Raw genomic sequence first — 21,079 nt, 5'->3', positions numbered from 1 at the left:
CGGGGGCCGGCGGGGCCGTAGCCGCCCGGGCAGGCAGGGGTTCCAGCCGCCGGGCGGAGGCGCGGATGAGCGTGGGCGGGTCGGTGCGGGTCCGCCCGCCCGTCGCCTGTCAGCGCAGATCGACCACGGCTCCCTCGCTCATGAAGGAATCGTGCAGTTCGATCCGGTCGGTGGTCGTGTCGGGGGGAACGTCGAAGACGAGCCGCCCCTCCACGTTGTTGCCCGGATTGATCGGGTTGTAGAGCACGTCGTTGCCGGAGATCGACGTGCCGGCGACCGAATCGGCCGAGTACTGCCGGTTGTTCGCGTCGAGCAGGTACTGATCGCTGTCGGTGAAGAATCCTTGCTGATCACCGATGTTGCTCACCCGCACGGTGACGACGACATACTGTCCCTGGGCCTGCTGGGCCAGGTAGGGATCGCCGACCGAGTCGCGGTGCTCGACCCCGGTGACCGTGAACTCGAACGTCCCGTCGCGTACCGGCTGCCCGATGCCCGCGGTCTCCACCTCCGGTCCGGCGGGACTTTCCTGCTCCGGGACGTTCGCGGTGTCGGTGTCGGTGTCGGTGTCGCCACCCGTCGTGTTCGTGACCACGGCGATGACGATGCCCAGCACCGCCACGAGCGCGAGCGCCCACGGCCATTTCCGTCGGCGTTTCCGGACGGGTTTCCCGTCCGTCCGATCGGTCATTTCAAATCATCTTCTCTCCTCACTCCGTGCGACCCGGAACGGTGCCTTCGCCGGCGTACGTCCGGGGCCGCCCTGCACTTTCAGCGTTGAACTCCCCGGGCTGTCCGTCGAGGGGCGATCGTCGCGTCCGGGCAGGGCTCGTCGTCGCCCGCGCGGGCGGGTCGAAAAACGGACGAGCGGAGCCGTTGGACCTACACATCACACTCTTCGGCGACTGTGTGACCAGCTCATTCTCCGTAGAATCGAACACATGGTCGAAAGTAGAGAGGTCGAGGCGGACGGTGGGCCGCTGGTTCGCGTGCACGAGCTGGGGGAGCAGCGCGCTCGGATCGAGGCGCACCAGCTCCGGCGGATCGCGGCCTGGTACCAGGGGTGTACGGGGGCGCGGGAGGCGGCGGCGGAGTTGGCCCTGGTGTTGTCGATCAGTGAGCACCATGCGCGACGCCGGCTCGACCTGGCGGTCACCCTGGTGACGCGCCTGCCGCAGACCCTGGCCGCGATGGAGGCGGGGCTCGTCGACGAGTACAAGGCCTCGAAGGTGGCCGAGCCGACCGCGTGCCTGTCGGACGAGACGGCACGCGCGGTGGATGCACTGGTGGCCGACCGCCTCGCGGGCCGGGATCCGGGGGCGATCCGGCGGATGGTGAACCGGGCCGTGGCCCGCCTCGACCCGGATGGGGCCGCCGAGCGCGCCCGCAGGCGGCGTGCCGAACGCCGGGTGGAACTGGTCCACGGCAGCGACGGCATGGCCACGTTGTTCGCCGACCTGCCCGCCGAGGTGGCAAGTGCGGCCTTCGCACGCATCGACCGCACCGCCCGCTCACTGCGGGGCACGGGCGAGCAGCGCAGCACCGACCAGCTGCGGGCCGACGTGCTCACCGACCTCCTGCTGGGCACTGCTCGTACCGCGACAACGACGGCACCTGCGCCGGTACGGGCGGAGGTATTCGTGCACGTCGACCTGCACACACTCACCGGACTCCACGACCGCCCCGCCGACCTGGCCGGCCACGGCCCCCTCCCTGCCCGCATCGCGCGCGAGATCGCCTTCGACCCGGCCTCGACCTGGCGGCGGATCATCACCGACCCGCGGACGGGGGCACCGATCGACGCGGGGCGCCGACGCTACCGCCCACCCAAGGTCACCGACGACCACGTCCGGATACGCGACCGCGAGTGCCGATTCCCCGGCTGCCACCGACCCAGCCGATTCACCGACCTCGATCACGTGACCGGCTGGGGTAACGGGCAGGGCGGCCGCACCACCCCCGACAACCTCGTCGGACTCTGCCGACGACACCACCGCCTCAAGGACGCCCCCGGCTGGACCTACCACCTCGACCACGCCACCCACCGCCTCACCATCCACACCCCCAGCGGCCACACCCGCACCACCGAACCCGAACCGGCGCTCGATGCGCCACCGTTCTGACCGGGAAGCGGGGGTATCGCTCGCACCGTGGCGGTCCCGGCCACACCCGTGGAGCCGAGGTCAGTGCGATGAATGCTGTCGACGCTGCTCGTGGTCACCGATCGCGGCGTCGACCCGGAGTGCGGTTTCCATGATCGACCGCAGTGTGCTGACGACGTCGTCCGGCAGGTGTCGCCGGGCCTCGTCGAGGGCCCGGCCGATCTCTTCGCGCCGCTCGGCGGGCACCTCGACGTGCTCGGCACCGAGCTGAACACGGATGTCGTGGACGAGCTCATCCAGGGACGTCTCCGGCGTGACACCGACCCGGCGGCCGTGCCATGCACGGTGGCACCGTTCCGAACAGAAGTCGTGATCCACCGACCCCTCGAGCGGACCACCACACTCGTGACAACCGAGTGCCTCGTCGATGGCGGCGATGATGTCCGGCACGGTCAGCCCTTCGGCAGCTTCGGCTCCACGACAGCAGCGAGCTCGTCCGCGATCTCGCACGCACTTTCGGTCTCGGCCGTGGTACTGATGACGATGTCGACTCGGGAAGCATCGGTGACTCCGATGGCTACTGTGCAACCACCCGAGCTCGGAATCTGGGCGAGTTGTCGGCCGTTCGCCTCTGTGGTGCGCAGCCCCATGCCTCGGTCCACAGCCTGAGAAACCCCTGTCGACTCGCGAATCGCGGTAGCAATCCGCAACCCCTCGAGTTGGGATCCTTGGCGGTCGAGCTCGTAACGACATGCTCGTGCGCTACCGATATCCTCACTGGTCGGCTCGTTGAACGCGCCGTAGTCGCTCAACTCGTCCGCGGACAGCAGTGAACACGGATTCGTCCGGGCCAATTCGACGGATGGCGCACCGGTTGGGGTTGATGACCGTGCGGTCGAACGTTCGAGGGATCCATGTGCTGTGCCGTCGGGGTCTTCGGGCCGTGCCTGCCCCTCCTCGGTCGGGGAACACGCCGCGATAGCGATAAGCGACAGCATCACGGGCAATACCCGAACTATGGTGGTACTGCGCAAATGGGGTACCCCTGTTCTTCAATCCTGCGCCCACGGCGCCGCAGCGTTCGCTTCTGCATCCCGGTACTGCCCCGACGCTCGGAGCAGAGTCTCTTCGAGCGTCCTGAGAGTCTCGAGCAATGAGCTCATCACTGGGATGATGCCGTCAGGGCCGTCGGCACTCTGCCGTACATGAGAGGCGACCTGTCGGGCGTACGGGCTACTCCCGAGTGGAGGTTCCTGGGAAAGAACTTCAACGCTCAGCTGCAAGCTGCCGAAGCGGTCGCGGGCGTTGCGCACCGCCTTCAGGAGGGGTTCGACGCCCCGCTCGGTGATCCGGAAGCCTCCGCCCTTCACCGAGTCGAGCATCTCGCGTGCGCCGTCGTTCATCCGGTTGACCGCGTCGGCGTTCAGGTTGGTTCCCATGGTCATGCCCGCAGCCACGCCGCCGGCGAGACCAGCTCCCGCCGGGTCCCCGCGTGTGTCCGTCGGTTGACTCTCGTCGAAGAAACCGTCGTCGGTCATCGGTCCCCCAGGTCCCCGATGCTTCTGCTCCGTCGTCACTCTATCCGAGGTGCAGTGGTCGGAGAAGGTGACGCGCAGCGTGCACCGCACACGGGATGTCGTCACCGGCCAGCCGTGGATCATCGACCGCCCGAACGCATCAGGGCCGCCTCCCGTGGTGGGGAAGCGGCCCTGATGCGCTGCGACAACTCGCTCTGGAGCGGATGACGGGAATCGAACCCGCGTTCTCAGCTTGGGAAGCTGATGTTCTACCATTGAACTACATCCGCATGTGAGCCCCATCCTACAACGCCGTGATCGTTCGGCGACAGCGGGGGTCACTCGGCCTCGTCGCCGTCCAGGATACCGGCCGTCCCGTGTGCCCCGCTTGACGGCCGCGCCACGAAGTGACAACACTTGTTGTCCGAGCGTATCCGCAGGGCAGGTGAGAGCGCATGAAGCCGGACGAGCCCGACGCGCGGCTGCCGGACCCGGACCTGCTCCGGCAGGGCGGCCTCCGCCTGGCCACGAGGTTCTTCGCCCCCCGCGACATCCGGGGGACCGAGCGGCAGCGGGAACGTCTGCGCGAGTTCGCCCAGGCGGAGGACCCCCTCGCCGACGCCGTCGTCGCGTTGTTCGACGAGCTGCCGAAGGGGCGCGGGCGCGCGCTGTTCGAGCAGGCCCTCGAGAACGGTCTCGACAGCCTGGACGACCCGCCGCGGCCGCTGGTGGACTTCGTCGCCTCCGTCGAGGCGACGCCGTACTGGGTCGACCACGACCGGATCGACCGGGGTGCCCGCGCGATCGTGCGGACGGGTGTGCTGAGCCTGTTCCCGCTCGGCGACATGGCGCTGATGGGCGGCTACCTCGCCTCCCGGGCCACGAAGCCGCTGGTCGGCACCGGCGCGATCGAGTACGCCGCGGGCCGCAGGCTCATCGAGACGACGCACTGGTGGCTCGACGTCACCACGCCGGGTGCGCTGCACCGGGGCGAACGGGGCTGGGCCTCCGCGCTGCGGGTGCGGCTGGTGCACGCCCACGTCCGTGCCGCGATGAACCGCAGGCCGGACTGGGACTACGCCGCGTGGGACCGGCCGATCAACCAGGTGCAGACGGTGGGCACGCTCCTGCTGTTCTCCCTGGTGTACCTGGTGGGGATGCGGCTGCTCGGCGTCCGCTACACCGAGGCCGAGCGTGCCGACATCCTGCATCTGTGGCGCTATGTCGGCTGGCTCATGGGTGTGGACGAGGCCCTGCTGCCGGCGGACGAGGACGACGCCTGGCGGCTGTTGTGGCTGCTCGCGGCCACCGAGTTCATCCCGGACGACGACTCCCGCCGGCTCGCCGCCGCGCTGGTGCGCTCGCACGCGGAGGTCGGCGCGGGGCGGGGACGGCTGGGGAAGGTCGCCTCCGAGCTCTCGGTCCGGGTGCACACCGCGATCAGCAGGCTCGTGCTGGGCCGGACGAACGCCGACTACCTGGAACTGCCGGACGACCCCCTCGCCCGGGCCGCCGTCGTGGCGGGAGCCGCGACCACCTTCGCCGCCGAGACGGTGCGGCGGAGGCTGCCGGGAGCGACCGCGCTCCAGGAACGTCTCGGTGCGCTCGCGCGGCGACGCTACGCCGAGCTGCTGGGCTCGGTGGTCGCGCCCGACCCCTCCTACGCCCGGCACCTGCGTCCGTCGAAGCCCCGGGCCGCGTGACGCGGCCGGGCGGGACGCGCCGGGCCGCGGGTGGGTGACCGGGCAGCTATCCGGCGAGTACCTGTTCCCGCAGGATGTCGGCGTGTCCGCAGTGCTGCGCGAGTTCGCGCAGGACGTGGAAGTACACCCAGCGCAGCGGGAGAGGCCCCCGGCGGTTGCCGTGCAGGTACTCGTCCAGGCCCAGGTCCGCGACCGCACGGCGGGATGCCGCGCAGGCGTCCCGGTGCTGCCTGCGGACGCTGTCGATCGTGTCCTCCGCGGTGAGCACGAACGACTCGTCCGGCGTCGCCGCGATGCCGATCTCCTCCCGGGGTCGGCAGGTGATCGCCTTGTCGAACCAGACCTTCTCGACGAAGGTGGCATGCTTGACCAGACCGAGCAGGGTGGTCCGCGACGGCACGAGCGATCGACGTGCCTGCTCTTCGGTCAGTCCCTCCAGTGAGCTGTTCAGCGCGGTCCGGTGCTCGTCGAGGAACACGTCCAGCTGGGCCCGCAGCGGCTCGTCGAGGATGTCCTCGGTGGTGGTCGTGGTCGAAAGGGGCACCGGGTCAATCTGGCACGGTTCGTGGGAGCGGACAAGGACGCAAATCCCGTGCCGGAGCCGGTCCGCCGGCCGTGCGTCCGCTCCCCGCGGGGAGCGGACGTGCCGCGCGCACGGGGGAAGACGGTCACGGGTAGTTCGCCGGATAGGCTGTCGCGCGTGTTGTTGAGTGACCGTGACCTGCGTGCGGCGCTGCGCTCCGGGCGGCTGGACGTGGACCCGTTCCACGAGGGGATGGTGCAGCCGTCCAGCCTCGACGTCCGCCTCGACCGGTTCTTCCGCGTCTTCGACAACAGCAAGTACACCCACATCGACCCGCAGTTGCGGCAGGACGAGCTCACGTCCCTGGTGGAGAAGGACGCCACCGACGACGACCCGTTCGTGCTGCACCCCGGCGAGTTCGTGCTCGCCTCGACGTTCGAGATCTTCTCCCTGCCGGACGACCTCGCGGGCAGGCTGGAGGGCAAGTCCTCGCTCGGGCGCCTCGGGTTGCTGACCCATTCGACCGCGGGCTTCATCGACCCCGGTTTCAACGGGCACATCACGCTGGAGCTGTCCAACGTGGCGAACCTGCCGATCACGTTGTGGCCGGGGATGAAGATCGGGCAGCTCTGCCTGTTCCGGCTGACCAGTGCCGCCGAGTTTCCCTACGGATCGAGCGAGGCCGGGTCGCGGTACCAGGGCCAGCGGGGCCCGACGCCGAGCCGCGCGTACCGGAACTTCGACCGGGTGGACACCCGGCGCTGAGCACGCGCCGCGGCACGACGTCGACGTCCGTGCCCGCCTCCGTACACCCGGGTCCCTCACCCGGACACCGCACGTCCCGGTGCGGGGTGATCGCGCGCAATCGGGCGCCGACACGGCCGGCTGACGGACTCATCACGGTTTGATAACCCTCTTCCGGGTGGTAGCTTGCCGACTGTGTCTACGCCGAATTCGCGCATCCGGTCACTGTTGGTGATGATGAGTGTGCTCGTGGGCGTGGCATCGGCTGCGGGAAGTCACCTGTTCTGGTTAACACCGTCCGAAGCGGACACGGACGTCACCCTGGCGTCCGGACAGGACGCGGGCGACTCCCCTGGGGGCGGACACGCCGATACCGCCACACGCACCTCCACGGAGACCGGTCCGACCAGCACGCAGGAGACGACGAGCAGCACCCCGACGACCGAAAGCACCGGGAGTCCGGCGTCGGACGACGACGCCACCACGGCCCCGACCACCACGACGCCGACCACCACGACGGAGAGTTCCACCTCGTCGGCGGCCACGACGACCACGCCCGACGGGTCCGCGGCGTCCGACCGGGGGCGGTCCTCGGCGCCCGCGGGCACGTCCGCGCACCGCCAGCGGGTGGTCGAGCTGGTCAACGACGAACGCACGCGGGCGGGCTGTGATTCGGTCCGGGTGGACGGCAGACTCACCACCGCGGCCCAACGGCACAGCGACGACATGGCCCGGCAGGACTACCTGCGCCACGACGCACCGGACGGCCGCAGCTTCGACGAACGGATCGAGGACGCGGGCTATCCCGATCCGGCCGCCGAGAACATCGCGATGGGCATGTCCAGTGCCGACGCCGTGATGGACGCCTGGATGTCCTCCGACGGACACCGCGCCAACATCCTCAACTGCGAGATCAACACCATCGGCGTCGGGGTGAACACCTCCGGCTGGTACTGGACGCAGAACTTCGGCTACTGAGTCGGCTGCTGAGCCCGTGGTGCGGGGCCGGTCCGTGGTGAGCGAGCCCGTGGGACCGAGCCCCCGGAGTACCGGTGGTGGTGCGGCCGGAGCGGACCGGCCCCGCCACCACCGACCTCACCGTCCGGTCCCGGTGCGTGCGAGGACGGCGTCGGTGTCCACCCCGCGCGGCAGGGTGCCGAACGCGGCGCCCCGATCACCGTCGAGGCGGGACGCGCAGAACGCGTCGGCGACGGCCTTGTCCCCGTGCCGCACCAGCAGCGACCCCTGCAGCACCAGCGCCATCCGCTCGACCACCCGGCGTGCCCGGTACTCGACGTCGTCGAGGTCGCCCAGCTCCCGGCGCACCTCGGTGATCGCCGCGTCCAGCCGGGCGTCGGCGCCCGCGGCCGCGTCGACCTCGGCGAGGAACGCCTCGACCGACTCCGGCTCGCGCGCCATCGCCCGGAGGGTGTCCAGGGCGGCGACGTTGCCGGAACCCTCCCAGATCGACGCCAGCGGCGACTCCCGGAACAGCCGGGGCATCCCGGACTCCTCGACGTAGCCGTTGCCGCCGAGACACTCCAGCGCCTCGGCGGCGTGGGTGGGGCCGCGCTTGCACACCCAGTACTTCGTCACCGCCAACGCGAGCCTGCGCAGGGCGGCCTCCCGCGGGTCACCCGCGTTCGCACGCTCGCTCGCCCCGGCCAGCCGCAGCGCCACGGTCGTGGCCGCCTCGGCCTCGACGGCCAGGTCGGCCAGGACGTTCGCCATCGCGGGTTGCCGGATCAGGGTCGTGCCGAACGCCGCGCGGTGCCGGGCGTGGTGCGCGGCCCGGACGGTGCCGTACCGCATGGCCGCGGCCGTGCCGGTGACGCAGTCCAGCCGGGTGTTGTTCACCATCTCGATGATGGTGCGCACCCCGCGGCCCTCCTCCCCGACCGGCCAGCCGAGCGCACCGTCGTACTCGATCTCGGCGGAGGCGTTGGACCGGTTGCCCAGCTTGTCCTTCAGGCGTTGCAGGTGCAGGCGGTTGCGGGTGCCGTCCGGCAGCACGCGGGGGACCAGCAGGCAGGTCAACCCGCCGGGTGCCTGCGCCAGCGTGAGGAACACGTCCGACATCGGGGCCGAGGTGAACCACTTGTGCCCGGTGAGGCGGTAGGCGCCGTCGCCGGTCGGTTCGGCGCGTGTGGTGTTCGCGCGGACGTCCGAACCACCCTGCTTCTCGGTCATCGACATGCCCGCGATCAGGCCCCGCTTGCCGGTGGGCGTGCGCAACCCGTAGTCGTACTCGGGGGCCGCCAGCAGCGGTTCGAGGGTCGCGGCCAGGTCGGGGCTGTGCCGCAGGGCGGGCACGGCCGAGTAGGTCATCGAGATCGGGCAGGTGTGGCCCGCCTCCACCTGACTCCACACGTAGAACTTCGCCGTGCGCGCCACGTGCGCGCCGGGCCGGTCCTGGCTCCACGGTGTGGCGTGCAGGCCGTGCGAGACGGCCACCGTCATCAGGTCGTGCCAGTGCGGGTGGAACTCGACCTCGTCGATCCGGTGCCCCACCCGGTCGTGGGTGCGCAGCACGGGCGGGTTCTCGTTGACGAGCCTGCCCCACTCCTGGGCCCGCTCGCCGCCCGCCAGCACGCCGAGCTCGCGGACCTCGCTCTCGGCCCACCCCGCGCCCTCCCGGCGCAGACCGTCGAGCAGCGCGGGATCCTCGGCGACGTCGTGGTCGGTGAGGGCGGGTACCTGGTTGGTCACCTCATGGGTCGGTGGCATGGCGTACTCCTAACGCGCGGAGGGTGAAGGCGGACAGCTCGTCCACGGAGGTGGCCGTGCCACCGGTGAGCGGGCCCGCCAGGATCTCGGCCGCGGCACCGACGACCGCCGCGGCGGTCAGTTCCGCGTCCTGGGCGGGAAGCGTTCCGGCGCGGACCCCGTCCCGGACACAGCCGGCGATCACGTCGCGGAAGGCCCGGCGGAACACCAGGCGGCGCTGTTCCACCGGCGCGTCGACCGGCTCGGCCAGCAGTGCGTAGGCCAGTCGTGGCGACTTGAGTGCCCGGGTGGCGAAGGTGCGCACCACCGCGACCACCCGCTCGGCCGCGTCCTCGGGTGTGTCCGACGCCCGGCGCACGGCGTCCACCTCCCGGCCGACGACGTGCCCGAACAACTCCGCGACCAGGTCCGCCTTGGCGGGGAAGTGCCGGTAGAGCGTCCCGGTGGCGACCCCCGCCCGGGAGGCGACCGCCGTCATCGCGCACCCGGCGTAGCCGCACTCGGACAGCAGGTCGACGGCGGCGTCGAGGATCGCCGCCCGTTGTGCGTCGAGCCGTGCCTGCACGGCGGGGGTGCGACGGTAGGCCACACCGGGAAGTGAAGCACTGATTCAGTCCTTCAGGCAAGAGGCGCGGGCACGGATCCGGCCCGCCCGCCGACCGCGGGTCACAACCGCTGCAGCCCGACCAGCACCCGGTTCATCAGCTCGGGGCCGGGACGACCGCCGGAGGTGGGGGGCGCGGCGTGCACCCGCACGAATCCCGTGTCGGCGAGGTCGCTGACCAGCACGCGGGCGACGCCGAGCGGCACCGACAGGGTCGCGGCGATCTCGGCGACCGACCTCGGTTGCGCGCACAACCGGCGGACGGCCTGGTGCTGTGCACCGAGGTGGCGGTGCCAGGGTGCGGTCGGGTCCGTCGAGACCAGTGTCTCCACCGCGAGATCGGGCCGGGCGTGCGTGCGGCCCTTGGTCAGTACGTACGGGCGTGCGCGCAGCCGGTGCACGGTCGACTCGTCCGGGTCGTGGTCAGGGTCGTCGTGCCCGCGGTCGTCGTGCCCGCGGACGGCGTCCGGCGGGTCCCCGGGGGACATCACGATCCGTTCCGGTCTGGGGGGTGTGCCCCGGCCGGGCGCGGGTTCGAACAGGCTCCCGCCGCCCACCGTGGCGTCACCGCGATTCGTAGTGGCGTCGCCGGGTTCCGCAGTAGCGGTGTCGATGTCCGCCGGGGCGGTGCCGTCGTGTGCCGGGGGCTCGGGCCCGGCGGTGGAGTCCCCTGTGGGGCCGACGGGGTGGCCGTCGGCCCGGTCCGGCTCGTCGTCCGAGGTACCCATGCGGTGCCGCCTCGCATGTCGCTGCTCTCGTGCCCGGGCACTGTGCCCGGGAGAGCGCGATGGTACCCGGATCGGGCCGCCGGTGGGGGCGGCGACGGACACCGGAAGTTCCTCCGGAGCCGTCGCCGCCCGCGCGGCGTGGTTACTTCTTGTCCTCGTCCGGCTGGGGCGTGCCCGTGGCGGTCTCGTCCGTCGGCACGTCGGCCCGGCCGTCGGCCTCGGCCTCACCGCCGACCTCTTGGCCGGCTCCGGCCGCACCGCCGACCTCTTGGCCGGCACCGGCCGCACCGTCGGCCTCACCCGCGCCGACGGAGGCGGGCACCTTCTGCCCGTCGCCCGCACCGCGCTTGACGGCGGAGAGCAGCAGCTGGGCGACGTCGACCACCTCGACGTCCTCGCTCGCCGCCCCGTCGCTCTGGCGCGAGGTCACGCCGTCGTTGAGCATGACGCGGCAGAACGGGCAGCCGGTCGCGATCTTGGCGGGTGCGGTGCCCAACGCCTCGTCCACGCGCTCGACGTTGATGCGCTTGCCGATGCGCTCCTCCATCCACATCCGCGCACCACCGGCGCCGCAGCACATCGAGCGGTCGCCGTGCCGGGGCATCTCCCGCATGGTCGCCCCGGAGGCGCCGACCAGTTCCCGGGGCGCCTCGTACACCTTGTTGTGCCGGCCCAGGAAGCACGGGTCGTGGTAGGTCACGTCCTCGGCGACCGGCGCCATCGGGGTGAGCCGCTTCTCCCGCACCAGCCGGTTCAGCAGCTGGGTGTGGTGCACGACCTCGTACTTGCCGCCCAGCTCCGGGTACTCGTTGGCGAGCGTGTTGAAGCAGTGCGCACAGGTCACCACGATCTTGCGCTTGCTCTGCTCGACACCCTCGAACACCGAGTTGAGCACCTCGACGTTCTGCTGCGCCAGCATCTGGAAGACGAACTCGTTGCCCGCGCGCCGCGCCGGGTCGCCGGTGCAGGTCTCCTCCGGCCCGAGGACGGTGTACTTGACGCCCGCGTGGTGCAGCAGCTCGGCCACCGCGCGGGTGGTCTTCTTGGCACGGTCCTCGAACGCGCCCGCGCAGCCGACCCAGAACAGGTACTCGGCGTCACCGAGTTCCCCGTCGAAGACCGGCACCTCGAAGTCGAGGTCCTCGGTCCAGGCCAGCCGGTCCTTGGCGTTCTGGCCCCACGGGTTGCCCTTGTTCTCCAGGTTCTTGAACATCCCGTTCAGCTCGGTCGGGAAGTTCGACTCGATCATCACCTGGTAGCGGCGCATGTCGACGATGTGGTCGACGTGCTCGATGTCCACCGGGCACTGCTCGACGCAGGCGCCGCAGGAGGTGCACGACCACAGCATGTCCGGGTCGATCACGCCGCCGTCGTCGCCGGTGCCGACCAGCGGACGCTCCGACTCGGCGAGGGCGAGCACGTCGATCCCGGCGTGCGGGTTGTCGCCGGTGAGGCCGATCTCCTCGCCGGTCATGTCCTTCTTGCCGCCCGCCATCAGGTACGGGGCCTTGGCGTAGGCGTGGTCGCGCAGCTGGGTGATCAGCAGCTTCGGCGACAGCGGCTTACCGGTGTTCCACGCCGGGCACTGCGACTGGCACCGGCCGCACTCGGTGCAGGTGGAGAAGTCCAGCCAGCCCTTCCAGGAGAAGTCCTCGACCTGTCCGGCGCCGAAGACGTCCTCCTCGGGGTCGGCCTCGTCGAAGTCGACCGGCTTGCCGTCGCTCATCATCGGCTTGAGCGCGCCGAGCGCGACGCTGCCGTCGTCGGAACGCTTGAAGTAGATGTTGAAGAACGCGCTGAACCGGTGCCAGGCCACGCCCCAGGTCAGGTTCCGGCCGACGACGGCCAGCCAGATCATCCCGGACAGCAGCTTGATCAGCGCCATCACGGACACGGCGACGGTGGCCGAGGGCAGCACCGCGGCGAGCGGCTGGGTGACGAAGCTGGTCCACAGCGCCGGGTCCTCGATGCCGCTGGAGATCTTGAACGCCTTCACCCCGAGGATGCCCAGGCCCTCGATGACCACCACGGCCTCGACGAAGTAGGCCGCCGCGAAGTTCGAGCCCGCGAAGCGGGACTGCTGGTCGGCGCGGCGCGGGTGGTTGCGCTGGCGGATGATCGCCAGGGCGATCCCGCCTGCGACGGTGCCCAGGCCGAGCAGTTCGAGCAGCAGCTGCCACGGCGCCCAGTGCCCGATGATCGGCCACGCGAACTCCGGCACGAAGATCTCGCCGTAGGCCTCGAACAGCGCCAGCGAGCCGAGCAGGAAGCCCCACATCACCAGCCAGTGCCAGGGGCCGACGTGGCGGAACTTGTTCATCCGGGTGTGCGCGGCGAACTCCTTGATCAGGGTGCGCATCCGAGGCACGAACGGACCGTTCCGCGTGGCATCCGGCTGGCCGAGTCGGATGATGCGAACCTGGCGAACAACGCCGGAGAGGAACACGAACCAGGCGGCGATACTGGCGGCGACGCCGATCGCGCCCATCGTGATCTGCAGTGCACCCATGGTCGGGGCCTTTCGGTCGAGAGGACTTCGTGGTGGGTTCGGCAGGCAGTTTCGGCAGACGGTAGTGCGTTCTACTGATCAGTAACTCACCGGGCCGCCACAAGTCCCACAGATGTGGTGCAGAACTCGCGTGTATTGGGACTATCGTTCAGGTATTCTAACAGCTGTGGTCGTCTACGTCCTGCTCGCGGTCGCCATCGCCGCCGAGGTCACCGGCACCGTGTCCCTGAAGCTCTCCGACGGGTTCAGCAAGCTGCTGCCGTCGGTGGTCGTCGTCGTGTCCTACGGCCTCGCCTTCTTCCTCCTGGGCCGGGTGCTCGCCCTGGGGATGCCGGTCGGGGTGGCCTACGCGGTGTGGGCGGCGCTCGGGGTGGCCCTGGTCGCCCTGATCGGCACGCTGTTCCTGGGCGAGACGATGAACATCACGATGATCCTCGGGTTGTTGCTGGTCATCGGCGGTGTCGTGCTGCTCGAACTGGGGCGCGCGTGAGGCCCGCGGGTGTTGGGGCGGCCCCGGGATCGCCGAGCGGGCTGGAGTGGCGCGGTGCGACGTGAGGTCGACGGACGCAAGGCCAAGGGCGAGAAGCGTCGGAACGAGATCATCGAGGCCACCCTGCGGGTCATCGAGCGGGACGGCGTCGCGGGGGTCACCCACCGCACGGTCGCGAAGGAGGCGGGCGTGCCCACCACCTCGACGACCTACCACTTCGCGAACCTCGACGAGCTGCTCATCGCCACGCTGATCACCTGCGCGCGGGACATGGCCACCGAGGTGTACTGGATGATCGACCGGGCCCGCTCCCGGGGCAGCGGTGGCGCCGAGGAGGTGGCGAACCTGCTGGCGGAGGCGATCGGCCCCCGGCGGGGCCGCACGATGGCCGAGTACGAGCTGTACCTGCTGGCCTCCCGTCGCCCGGAGCTGCGCCCCGCCGCCCGCCGGTGGCTGGACGTGCTCACGTCCATGGTCCGGCACGACGACATGGTCGCCTTCCGCGCCTTCCTCGCCGGCATCGACGGCCTGCTGATCCAGGGCCTCATCGACGACGAACCCCCGACCGCCGACGAACTGCGCCCGGTCGTCGACTACCTCCTCGAACCCCGCTGACCGAACCCCGCCGGCCCGCGAGTCGCCACTCCAAGACAGCGAGTCGACGCTCCAAGACAGCGAGTCGACGCGGGAGCGCCGGCGGTCAGGACAACAGGGTGGACAGCCGGGCGGCCGCCTCCGTGGCGTGTCGGTGCAGGGTGGTCCCCCGGGCGGCGAAGTCGGCGAGCGGAACGGAGAACGCGACGGCGGCGGTGATCCGTTCGTCCGGCCGGACCACCGGGGCGGACACGCACGCGAGCCCGGGCTGGAACTCCTCGACGTCCTGCGCCCAGCCGCGGTGGCGTACCTGTTCGAGCTCGTCGTCCAGGTCGCGCAGCCGCACGGTCGTGCGCTCGGTCAGCCGGGGCATCCCGGCGCCGGCGAGGTACTCCCGGCGCCGCCGGGTGGGCAACGCGGCCAGCAGGACCTTGCCGTACGCGGTGGCGTGGGCCGCCTCGTCGAACCCGAAGTCGACGGGCTGGGCCCGGGGATGCTCCGGGGAGTCCGCCACGGCGGCGACGACGACGTCGCAGTCCCGCAGCACCGTGTAGTAGGCCGCCGCGCCGACCCGCTGGTGCAGGGCACTCAGTTCGTCGCGGACGACCCGGTCGACGTCGAGCTGGGTGCACAGCCGCTCGAAGAGCGGGCCGAGCTTGTAGCCGAGGCCGAACCCACGTCCGTGGCCCAGCCGGACCAGGTAGCCGTCGTGGACGAGGGTGTTGAGCAGGTGGTACGTCGTGGACAGCGTGTAGCCCGTCTTCCGGGCGACCGCCTTGGCCGAGACGCCGTCCCCCTCGGCGGCCACGATCTCCAGCACCCGGAGTGCGCGCCGGGCGGAACCCACCAGGCCGCGGCCCTGCGGAACATCCACGCTCATCGCACACCTCCGGGCCGGCTCGGGCCGTGACGGGGGAGGTCACGGTTCGCCCGAGGATACGAACCGTCCGCGCGCCCGCGCCACCGCACGCGGACGCCGCGGCCCGGTCGGTGCCGGGCCCGTCAGTGGGAGGAGGGTTCCAGGCAACCGAACTCGGCCGCCGCGCCCTTCGCCGTGGCCGAGAGCCGGTCGGGCCGCATCGTGCCGACCACGCAGCCGCGTTGGACGCCGAAGTGCGTGCCGGGCATGGTCCCCGCGGGAACCGTCGTGATCGCCCCGGAGGGGAAACCGGTCGCCTCGATCGCCGAGGCGACCCTCCCGGGTGCGTACTCGCCGTTGCCGTGCAGCGGGGTGAGCGCCTCGACGATGCGCTCGGCCGCGTCCTCGGCGACGGCCCGATCGGCCGCGGACAGCTCGTGCCGTTGCCTCCACGCCCGGTTGTCCGCGTGGTTCGGCGGACCGTTCGGCGGGACATCGTCCCGGGTGCCGGGCGCCCCGTGCGTGCTCGGACCCGGTGCGTCGGCGGCCCGGTCGGGACCGGGTCGGCCGGCGGGTTCCTCCGCCCGGTCGGCCGTGCCGCAGCCGGCCGGTGCCGCGGCCAGGGCGAGGACTCCGGACAGCAGCGCGACACGTCTCCACAGTCGGGTGGTCATGCGCTCAGCGTGCCGTCCCGGGACACCCGGTGGGTGCCGGTTTCCGGATCGTTGCCGGACCGGCCCCCGGGTGCCGCCGAGCGGGCGGCCCGGGGGCGGGATCCGGGGCCGCCGGTCCGCTCAGCCCTGGATCTCGTAGACCGGGGTGAGCAGGGCGCGGCCGAGGGTGCGCCCGAACATGTTGAAGCCGAGGAAGGCGGGCGTGGCCTCGTCGCCGACCTCGAGCGACTCCACGTCGAGGGCGTGCACGGCGAAGATGTAGCGGTGCGGGCCGTGCCCGGGGGGCGGGGCGGCCCCCACGTACTGCCGGATCCCGGCGTCGGTCCGCAGCATCGTCGCTCCCCCGGGGAGCCCGGAACCGTCCGCGTCCCCCGCCCCGGAGGGCAGTTCGGTGACCGAGGCCGGGATGTTGAACACCGCCCAGTGCCAGAATCCGCTGCCGGTCGGGGCGTCCGGGTCGAGGCAGGTCACCGCGAAGCTCTTCGTGCCCTCGGGGAATGCCTCCCACGCGAGGTGGGGGGAGCGGTCTTCACCACCCGCCCCCATGACGCCGCTGCGCTGGGGTACCGGCATCGTCGCGCCGTCGGTGACGTCGTCACTGCGCACGGTGAACGAGGGCACCTGCGGCAGGAAGTCGTACGGATTCTGCGCCTGTGTCATGCCTACCTCCGTCGAAGTCGGTGTGCGGACCGCTCCGTGTCCGGACCGCGTCCGTGCGTCGTCCGCTGACGGTCAGGCTAGTGATCCGGCGATCAGTACGCCTTCGGGCGGGGCGGACGGGAACAACCCGATGGGCTCCGACGTTGGAAGATGCAGAAACCTTGAGCGTCGCTCACTCAACTACGGTTTGACGTCCGATCGGATGATTGGGTACAACTTGAGTAAGCACTACTCAAGGTTGATGCGGCATCTGAGTACAACAGCGAGGACGCGACGCCGCCGAGGACACGCGGCCACCACACCCCGGCGGTCGCCCCGGTGGACGAGCAAGCAGGAGGGAAAGACACATGGCGCGAACGGTCGGCATCGACCTCGGCACGACCAACTCGGTCGTCTCCGTTCTGGAAGGCGGCGAGCCGACGGTCATCGCCAACTCCGAGGGGTCGAGGACCACCCCGTCGGTGGTCGCCTTCGCCAAGAACGGCGAGGTGCTCACGGGTCAGCCCGCGAAGAACCAGGCGGTCACCAACGTCGACCGCACGATCCGGTCGGTCAAGCGGCACATGGGCACCGACTGGAAGACCGAGATCGACGACAAGCAGTACACGCCGCAGGAGATCAGCGCGCGCGTGCTGATGAAGCTCAAGCGCGACGCCGAGGCCTACCTGGGTGACGACGTCACGGACGCGGTCATCACCGTGCCGGCGTACTTCGAGGACGCCCAGCGTCAGGCCACCAAGGAGGCCGGCCAGATCGCCGGGCTGAACGTGCTGCGCATCGTCAACGAGCCCACCGCGGCCGCGCTGGCGTACGGGCTGGACAAGGGCGAGAAGGAACAGACCATCCTGGTCTTCGACCTCGGTGGCGGCACCTTCGACGTGTCGCTGCTGGAGATCGGCGAGGGTGTGGTCGAGGTCCGCGCCACCAGCGGTGACAACCACCTCGGTGGTGACGACTGGGACGAGCGCATCGTCGACTGGCTGGTGGACAAGTTCAAGGCCTCGCACGGCATCGACCTGACCAAGGACCGGATGGCGCTGCAGCGCATCAAGGAGGCCGCGGAGAAGGCCAAGATCGAGCTGTCCAGCTCCGGCAGCGCGAACATCAACCTGCCCTACATCACGGTCGACGCGGACAAGAATCCGCTGTTCCTGGACGAGACGCTGTCCCGTGCGGAGTTCCAGCGGATCACCTCCGACCTGCTGGAGCGCACCAAGGCGCCGTTCAACAACGTGGTGCGGGACGCCGGCATCTCGGTCGGCGAGATCGACCACGTGGTGCTGGTGGGTGGCTCCACCCGGATGCCCGCCGTCGCCGACCTGGTCAAGGAGCTGACCGGCGGCAAGGACGCGAACAAGGGCGTGAACCCGGACGAGGTCGTCGCCGTCGGCGCCGGGCTGCAGGCCGGTGTGCTCAAGGGCGAGGTCAAGGACGTCCTGCTGCTGGACGTGACCCCGCTGTCGCTGGGTATCGAGACCAAGGGTGGCGTGTTCACCAAGCTGATCGAACGCAACACCACCATCCCGACCAAGCGCAGCGAGATCTTCTCCACGGCCGACGACAACCAGCCGTCGGTGCAGATCCAGGTCTTCCAGGGTGAGCGCGAGATCGCCGCGCACAACAAGAAGCTCGGCAGCTTCGAGCTCACCGGGATCCCGCCCGCGCCGCGGGGCGTGCCGCAGATCGAGGTCACGTTCGACATCGACGCCAACGGCATCGTGCACGTGACGGCGAAGGACCTCGGCACGGGCAAGGAGCAGAGCATCAAGATCACTGGTGGCTCCGCCCTCCCGCAGGAGGACATCGACCAGATGGTCAAGGATGCCGAGGCGCACGCGGAGGAGGACCGCCAGCGCCGCGAGGAGGCCGAGACCCGCAACCAGGCGGAGACGCTGGTCTACCAGACCGAGAAGTTCGTCGCCGACAACGACGAGAAGCTGCCCGAGGAGCTCAAGGGCAAGGTCAAGACCGCGATCGACGAGGCCAACGAGGCGCTCAAGGGCGACGACACCGCCAAGATCCGCGAGTCGATGGAGAAGCTGAACTCCGCCTCGCAGGAGCTGGCCACCGCGCTGTACGCGGACACCGGCGCCCAGGGTGGCGCCGACGGTGCCGACGCGGGCGCGACCGGCACGGCGGGCGGCACCTCCGGTGGCGCCTCCGGCAAGGATGACGACGTCGTGGACGCCGAGATCGTCGACGAGGACGACAAGAAGTGACCGAGCGCGACGAGTTCGAGCAGGAACTGGAAGAGGAGCCGGTGGTCGTGCGGGACCGGCGGAAGGTCGACCCGGAGACCGGGCAGCCCCGCCCGTCGGAGGACGGCGAGGGGTACCCGGAGCAGGAGGGTCCGGAGGGGTTCGCGGCGGACGCCTCCGGACCGCCCCCGGTGGAGGGCACCGTGGACGAGACGGCCGCGCCGATCTCGGACGTGGAGAAGCAGCTGCAGGAGCGCACCGCCGACCTCCAGCGCGTGCAGGCCGAGTACGCCAACTACCGCAGGCGGGTGGACCGCGAGCGGGAGTCCATGGCGGAGTCCGGCAAGGCGTCGGTGGTCGGTGACCTCCTCCCGTTGCTGGACGACCTGGAGCGGGCGGAGGCGCACGGCGACCTCACCGGCCCGTTCAAGGCCGTGGCGGACAAGCTCGTGGGCGTGCTGGAGAAGGAGGGCCTGGAGTCCTTCGCTCTGGAGGGCGAGACCTTCGACCCGAGTGTCCACGAGGCGGTGCAGCACGACACCTCGCCCGAGGTCGACGGTCCGACCGTGACGACGGTGCTCCGTCGGGGGTACCGGCTCGGCGACCGGGTGCTGCGCTCCGCGCTGGTCGCGGTGACCGATCACGAGCCCGCGCAGGCCGGGGGCGCGGACACCGCGGCGGACGGGGGGCCCGGCACCGCCCCCGTGGACGCACCCGTCGAGGGCGAGCTGCCCGTCGACACCGATGAGAACGCGCGCTGACGAGAAGCCGGAGGGAGGGGACGCCCGATGAGTGCGAGGGAATGGATCGACAAGGACTTCTACCGCGAGTTGGGCGTCTCCTCCGACGCTTCCGCCGACGAGATCAAGAAGGCGTACCGCAAGCTCGCCAGGGAGAACCACCCGGACGCCAACCCCGGTGACGAGGAGGCCGAACGCCGGTTCAAGGCCGTCTCGGAGGCCTATGGTGTGTTGTCCGACCCCGACAAGCGCAAGGAGTACGACGAGGCGCGCAGCCTCTTCGGCTCCGGGGGCGCGGGCGGCTTCAACTTCCCCGGCGGCGGCCGCGGCGGTGGCCCCGGCGGCCCCGGGGGAGCGGGTGGCTTCGACCTCGGCGACATCTTCGGGCAGGGCACCACGAGTGGCGGTGCCGGCTTCGGTGGTCTCGGTGACATGCTGGGCAATCTCTTCGGCCGTCGCGGCGGTGGTGCGGGCACGGCGACCCGCGGCCAGCGCGGCGCGGACGTGGAGACCGACGTGCGCATCGAGTTCGCCGAGGCGGTGCGGGGTGCGACCCTGCCGCTGCGGCTGTCCAGCCCGGCGACCTGCGGTACCTGCCACGGCAACGGCGCCCGTCCGGGCACCAGCCCCCGCACCTGCCCGACCTGTTCGGGTGTGGGCCTGGTCAACCGCAGCCAGGGCGCGTTCGCCTTCTCCGAGCCGTGCCGGGACTGCCGCGGTCGCGGCACGATCATCGACCAGCCCTGCCAGGAGTGCGGCGGCGAAGGGGTCAGCGACCGCACCCGGACGCTGACCGTGCGGATCCCGCCGGGCGTGGACGACAACCAGCGCATCCGGCTGGCGGGCCAGGGCGAGCCCGGCCGGGGTGGCGCTCCCGCCGGGGATCTGTACGTGCGCGTCCACGTCCGGCCGCACGAGGTCTTCGGCCGGTCCGGCAACGACCTGACGATCACCGTGCCGATGGACTTCAGCGAGGTCGCGCTCGGCACGACCGTGACCGTCCCGACCCTGGACTCCAAGGTCTCGCTGAAGGTCCCCGCGGGGACGTCGAGCGGGCGGGTCCTGCGGGTGCGCGGCAAGGGCATCACCCGGCGGGACGGCACCCAGGGCGATCTTCTGGTCACGGTGCAGGTTGTGGTGCCCGGTAAGCTGGACGCGAAGGCCAGGAAGGCGCTGGAGCGCTACGCCGAGACGGTCGCGGACACGGATCCACGGCCCGAGATCACCGCGCTGTTGCGAGACAGGGAGTGAGGCGTGCATGTTCGGTGGTTCCGGTCTGCCGGGAGGATTGCCGCACGGTGCGGACGAGGACACGCCGGTCTTCGTGATCTCGGTGGCGGCGCAGTTGTCCGGGCTGCACGCGCAGACCCTGCGCTCCTATGACCGCCTGGGTCTGGTGTGTCCCGGCCGCACCCCGGGAGGGGGCAGGCGGTACTCGCTGCGGGACATCGCGCAGCTGCGGGAGGTCCAGCGCCTGTCCCAGGAGGAGGGGGTCAACCTCGCCGGGATCAAACGGATCATCGAACTGGAGAACCAGGTCGAGGCCCTGCAACAGCGGGTGACCGAGCTGAACGAGGAGCTCGCCGCGGCCTACGCGGCCGCCGAGCAGGCCGCGGCGGCCGTCCACGCCTCCTACCGCAGGGACCTCGTGCCCGCCCGTCGCAACGCCCTGGTCGTCTGGCGCCCGGACCGCCGCCGCTGACCGCC

23 protein-coding genes and 1 tRNA gene are annotated in these 21,079 nt (G+C 70.9%); 10 read left to right on the top strand and 14 right to left on the bottom strand.

Translation table 11 applies throughout. From position 1 onward, the window contains the following. Positions 1–109: 109 nt before the first annotated feature. Positions 110–691, bottom strand: a complete 582-nt coding sequence (locus tag ACTIR_RS0119525; RefSeq protein WP_026455539.1) for a DUF4352 domain-containing protein — start codon at positions 689–691, stop codon at positions 110–112. A gap of 250 nt (positions 692–941) precedes the next feature. Here ACTIR_RS0119525 and ACTIR_RS0119520 point away from each other — a divergent pair, with 250 nt between their 5' ends. Beyond that, positions 942–2,123, top strand: a complete 1,182-nt coding sequence (locus tag ACTIR_RS0119520) for an HNH endonuclease signature motif containing protein (RefSeq protein ID WP_084789619.1) — start codon at positions 942–944, stop codon at positions 2,121–2,123. A gap of 60 nt (positions 2,124–2,183) precedes the next feature. On the opposite strand, the gene ACTIR_RS0119515 is transcribed toward ACTIR_RS0119520, so the two are convergent. The 4 genes from ACTIR_RS0119515 to ACTIR_RS0119500 all read right to left on the bottom strand — a co-directional run bounded on the left by ACTIR_RS0119515 (position 2,184) and on the right by ACTIR_RS0119500 (position 3,909). Beyond that, positions 2,184–2,552: a hypothetical protein gene (locus tag ACTIR_RS0119515; protein ID WP_233345954.1), complete on the bottom strand. Its 369-nt coding sequence runs from the start codon at positions 2,550–2,552 to the stop codon at positions 2,184–2,186. Positions 2,553–2,554: 2 nt separating this feature from the next. Further along, positions 2,555–3,100 (bottom strand): DUF3558 domain-containing protein, encoded by a 546-nt coding sequence (locus ACTIR_RS25605; protein WP_084789617.1) that lies wholly within the window; start codon positions 3,098–3,100, stop codon positions 2,555–2,557. Between the two features lie 54 nt (positions 3,101–3,154). Further along, the gene (locus tag ACTIR_RS0119505) at positions 3,155–3,640 is read right to left on the bottom strand and encodes a hypothetical protein (protein ID WP_026455535.1); all 486 of its coding nucleotides are present in this window, start codon (positions 3,638–3,640) and stop codon (positions 3,155–3,157) included. A gap of 195 nt (positions 3,641–3,835) precedes the next feature. Next, a tRNA-Gly gene (locus tag ACTIR_RS0119500) sits at positions 3,836–3,909 on the bottom strand. A 165-nt stretch (positions 3,910–4,074) separates the two neighbouring features. Here ACTIR_RS0119500 and ACTIR_RS0119495 point away from each other — a divergent pair. Then, positions 4,075–5,322, top strand: coding sequence for an oxygenase MpaB family protein (locus ACTIR_RS0119495; RefSeq protein WP_026455534.1), 1,248 nt, complete (start codon positions 4,075–4,077; stop codon positions 5,320–5,322). A gap of 46 nt (positions 5,323–5,368) precedes the next feature. On the opposite strand, the gene ACTIR_RS0119490 is transcribed toward ACTIR_RS0119495, so the two are convergent. Next, positions 5,369–5,866: a DinB family protein gene (locus tag ACTIR_RS0119490; RefSeq protein WP_026455533.1), complete on the bottom strand. Its 498-nt coding sequence runs from the start codon at positions 5,864–5,866 to the stop codon at positions 5,369–5,371. A 156-nt stretch (positions 5,867–6,022) separates the two neighbouring features. On the opposite strand from ACTIR_RS0119490, the gene dcd reads away from it, so the two are divergent. Continuing rightward, positions 6,023–6,610 carry a dCTP deaminase gene (gene dcd / locus ACTIR_RS0119485; protein WP_007023352.1) on the top strand — a complete coding sequence of 196 codons (588 nt, stop codon included), beginning with the start codon at positions 6,023–6,025 and terminating at the stop codon, positions 6,608–6,610. Between the two features lie 254 nt (positions 6,611–6,864). Here the strand turns inward: dcd and ACTIR_RS27615 are convergent, their stop codons facing one another. Beyond that, a complete protein-coding gene (locus ACTIR_RS27615; protein WP_233345953.1) occupies positions 6,865–7,233 on the bottom strand; it encodes a hypothetical protein in 369 nt (122 codons plus the stop codon). Here ACTIR_RS27615 and ACTIR_RS27610 point away from each other — a divergent pair. Then, complete coding sequence (locus ACTIR_RS27610) at positions 7,217–7,567, top strand: CAP domain-containing protein (protein WP_233345952.1); 351 nt, start codon at positions 7,217–7,219, stop codon at positions 7,565–7,567. The two genes, ACTIR_RS27615 and ACTIR_RS27610, sit on opposite strands and share 17 nt — an antisense overlap. A 117-nt stretch (positions 7,568–7,684) precedes the next feature. On the opposite strand, the gene ACTIR_RS0119475 is transcribed toward ACTIR_RS27610, so the two are convergent. The 4 genes from ACTIR_RS0119475 to ACTIR_RS0119460 form a co-directional block, all read right to left on the bottom strand. Next, a complete protein-coding gene (locus tag ACTIR_RS0119475) occupies positions 7,685–9,316 on the bottom strand; it encodes an acyl-CoA dehydrogenase family protein (protein WP_026455531.1) in 1,632 nt (543 codons plus the stop codon). Then, positions 9,300–9,905, bottom strand: coding sequence for a TetR/AcrR family transcriptional regulator (locus ACTIR_RS0119470; protein ID WP_026455530.1), 606 nt, complete (start codon positions 9,903–9,905; stop codon positions 9,300–9,302). Before ACTIR_RS0119470 ends, ACTIR_RS0119475 begins: the two co-directional genes overlap by 17 nt. A gap of 77 nt (positions 9,906–9,982) precedes the next feature. Further along, the gene (locus ACTIR_RS25600; RefSeq protein ID WP_026455529.1) at positions 9,983–10,648 is read right to left on the bottom strand and encodes a DUF742 domain-containing protein; all 666 of its coding nucleotides are present in this window, start codon (positions 10,646–10,648) and stop codon (positions 9,983–9,985) included. Positions 10,649–10,790: 142 nt separating this feature from the next. Then, positions 10,791–13,157, bottom strand: a complete 2,367-nt coding sequence (locus tag ACTIR_RS0119460) for a (Fe-S)-binding protein (RefSeq protein ID WP_026455528.1) — start codon at positions 13,155–13,157, stop codon at positions 10,791–10,793. A gap of 166 nt (positions 13,158–13,323) precedes the next feature. Between ACTIR_RS0119460 and ACTIR_RS0119455 the strand changes: the two genes are divergently transcribed. Beyond that, positions 13,324–13,647 (top strand): DMT family transporter, encoded by a 324-nt coding sequence (locus ACTIR_RS0119455; RefSeq protein WP_026455527.1) that lies wholly within the window; start codon positions 13,324–13,326, stop codon positions 13,645–13,647. Between the two features lie 54 nt (positions 13,648–13,701). Beyond that, positions 13,702–14,262 carry a TetR/AcrR family transcriptional regulator gene (locus tag ACTIR_RS0119450; RefSeq protein ID WP_026455526.1) on the top strand — a complete coding sequence of 187 codons (561 nt, stop codon included), beginning with the start codon at positions 13,702–13,704 and terminating at the stop codon, positions 14,260–14,262. Positions 14,263–14,347: 85 nt separating this feature from the next. On the opposite strand, the gene ACTIR_RS0119445 is transcribed toward ACTIR_RS0119450, so the two are convergent. The 3 genes from ACTIR_RS0119445 to ACTIR_RS0119435 all read right to left on the bottom strand — a co-directional run bounded on the left by ACTIR_RS0119445 (position 14,348) and on the right by ACTIR_RS0119435 (position 16,434). Then, entirely contained in the window at positions 14,348–15,121 is a 774-nt protein-coding gene (locus tag ACTIR_RS0119445; protein WP_026455525.1) for an IclR family transcriptional regulator, read from the bottom strand. A 122-nt stretch (positions 15,122–15,243) separates the two neighbouring features. Then, the gene (locus tag ACTIR_RS0119440) at positions 15,244–15,774 is read right to left on the bottom strand and encodes a hypothetical protein (RefSeq protein WP_026455524.1); all 531 of its coding nucleotides are present in this window, start codon (positions 15,772–15,774) and stop codon (positions 15,244–15,246) included. Between the two features lie 120 nt (positions 15,775–15,894). Continuing rightward, positions 15,895–16,434: a YbhB/YbcL family Raf kinase inhibitor-like protein gene (locus tag ACTIR_RS0119435; RefSeq protein ID WP_026455523.1), complete on the bottom strand. Its 540-nt coding sequence runs from the start codon at positions 16,432–16,434 to the stop codon at positions 15,895–15,897. Between the two features lie 347 nt (positions 16,435–16,781). On the opposite strand from ACTIR_RS0119435, the gene dnaK reads away from it, so the two are divergent. From dnaK to ACTIR_RS0119415, 4 genes are read left to right on the top strand one after another with little or no spacing between them, the layout of a single operon-like run. Further along, a complete protein-coding gene (gene dnaK, locus ACTIR_RS0119430; protein ID WP_026455522.1) occupies positions 16,782–18,653 on the top strand; it encodes a molecular chaperone DnaK in 1,872 nt (623 codons plus the stop codon). Beyond that, on the top strand, positions 18,650–19,393 hold the full coding sequence (gene grpE / locus ACTIR_RS0119425) for a nucleotide exchange factor GrpE (protein ID WP_026455521.1): 744 nt from the start codon (positions 18,650–18,652) through the stop codon (positions 19,391–19,393). Before dnaK ends, grpE begins: the two co-directional genes overlap by 4 nt. Before the next feature lie 27 nt (positions 19,394–19,420). Further along, positions 19,421–20,623, top strand: a complete 1,203-nt coding sequence (dnaJ, locus tag ACTIR_RS0119420) for a molecular chaperone DnaJ (protein WP_026455520.1) — start codon at positions 19,421–19,423, stop codon at positions 20,621–20,623. A 7-nt stretch (positions 20,624–20,630) separates the two neighbouring features. Beyond that, complete coding sequence (locus ACTIR_RS0119415) at positions 20,631–21,074, top strand: heat shock protein transcriptional repressor HspR (RefSeq protein WP_007023338.1); 444 nt, start codon at positions 20,631–20,633, stop codon at positions 21,072–21,074. The last annotated feature ends 5 nt before the right edge of the window (positions 21,075–21,079 follow it).

Source organism: Saccharomonospora iraqiensis subsp. iraqiensis (assembly GCF_000430445.1).
GTDB lineage: Bacteria > Actinomycetota > Actinomycetes > Mycobacteriales > Pseudonocardiaceae > Saccharomonospora > Saccharomonospora iraqiensis.
The sequence above is the reverse complement of the archived record's forward strand: the minus strand, read 5'-3'. Positions and strand labels throughout refer to the sequence as shown.

Bases quoted from the DNA above. Each gene is read 5' to 3' on its own strand.
- ACTIR_RS0119525 (WP_026455539.1), bottom strand. From the start codon at position 691: ATGACCGATCGGACGGACGGGAAACCCGTCCGGAAACGCCGACGGAAA.
- ACTIR_RS0119520 (WP_084789619.1), top strand. From the start codon at position 942: ATGGTCGAAAGTAGAGAGGTCGAGGCGGACGGTGGGCCGCTGGTTCGC.
- ACTIR_RS25605 (WP_084789617.1), bottom strand. From the start codon at position 3,100: ATGCTGTCGCTTATCGCTATCGCGGCGTGTTCCCCGACCGAGGAGGGG.
- ACTIR_RS0119505 (WP_026455535.1), bottom strand. From the start codon at position 3,640: ATGACCGACGACGGTTTCTTCGACGAGAGTCAACCGACGGACACACGC.
- ACTIR_RS0119495 (WP_026455534.1), top strand. From the start codon at position 4,075: ATGAAGCCGGACGAGCCCGACGCGCGGCTGCCGGACCCGGACCTGCTC.
- ACTIR_RS0119475 (WP_026455531.1), bottom strand. From the start codon at position 9,316: ATGCCACCGACCCATGAGGTGACCAACCAGGTACCCGCCCTCACCGAC.
- ACTIR_RS25600 (WP_026455529.1), bottom strand. From the start codon at position 10,648: ATGGGTACCTCGGACGACGAGCCGGACCGGGCCGACGGCCACCCCGTC.
- ACTIR_RS0119460 (WP_026455528.1), bottom strand. From the start codon at position 13,157: ATGGGTGCACTGCAGATCACGATGGGCGCGATCGGCGTCGCCGCCAGT.
- ACTIR_RS0119445 (WP_026455525.1), bottom strand. From the start codon at position 15,121: ATGAGCGTGGATGTTCCGCAGGGCCGCGGCCTGGTGGGTTCCGCCCGG.
- ACTIR_RS0119440 (WP_026455524.1), bottom strand. From the start codon at position 15,774: ATGACCACCCGACTGTGGAGACGTGTCGCGCTGCTGTCCGGAGTCCTC.
- ACTIR_RS0119435 (WP_026455523.1), bottom strand. From the start codon at position 16,434: ATGACACAGGCGCAGAATCCGTACGACTTCCTGCCGCAGGTGCCCTCG.
- dnaK (WP_026455522.1), top strand. From the start codon at position 16,782: ATGGCGCGAACGGTCGGCATCGACCTCGGCACGACCAACTCGGTCGTC.
- dnaJ (WP_026455520.1), top strand. From the start codon at position 19,421: ATGAGTGCGAGGGAATGGATCGACAAGGACTTCTACCGCGAGTTGGGC.
- ACTIR_RS0119415 (WP_007023338.1), top strand. From the start codon at position 20,631: ATGTTCGGTGGTTCCGGTCTGCCGGGAGGATTGCCGCACGGTGCGGAC.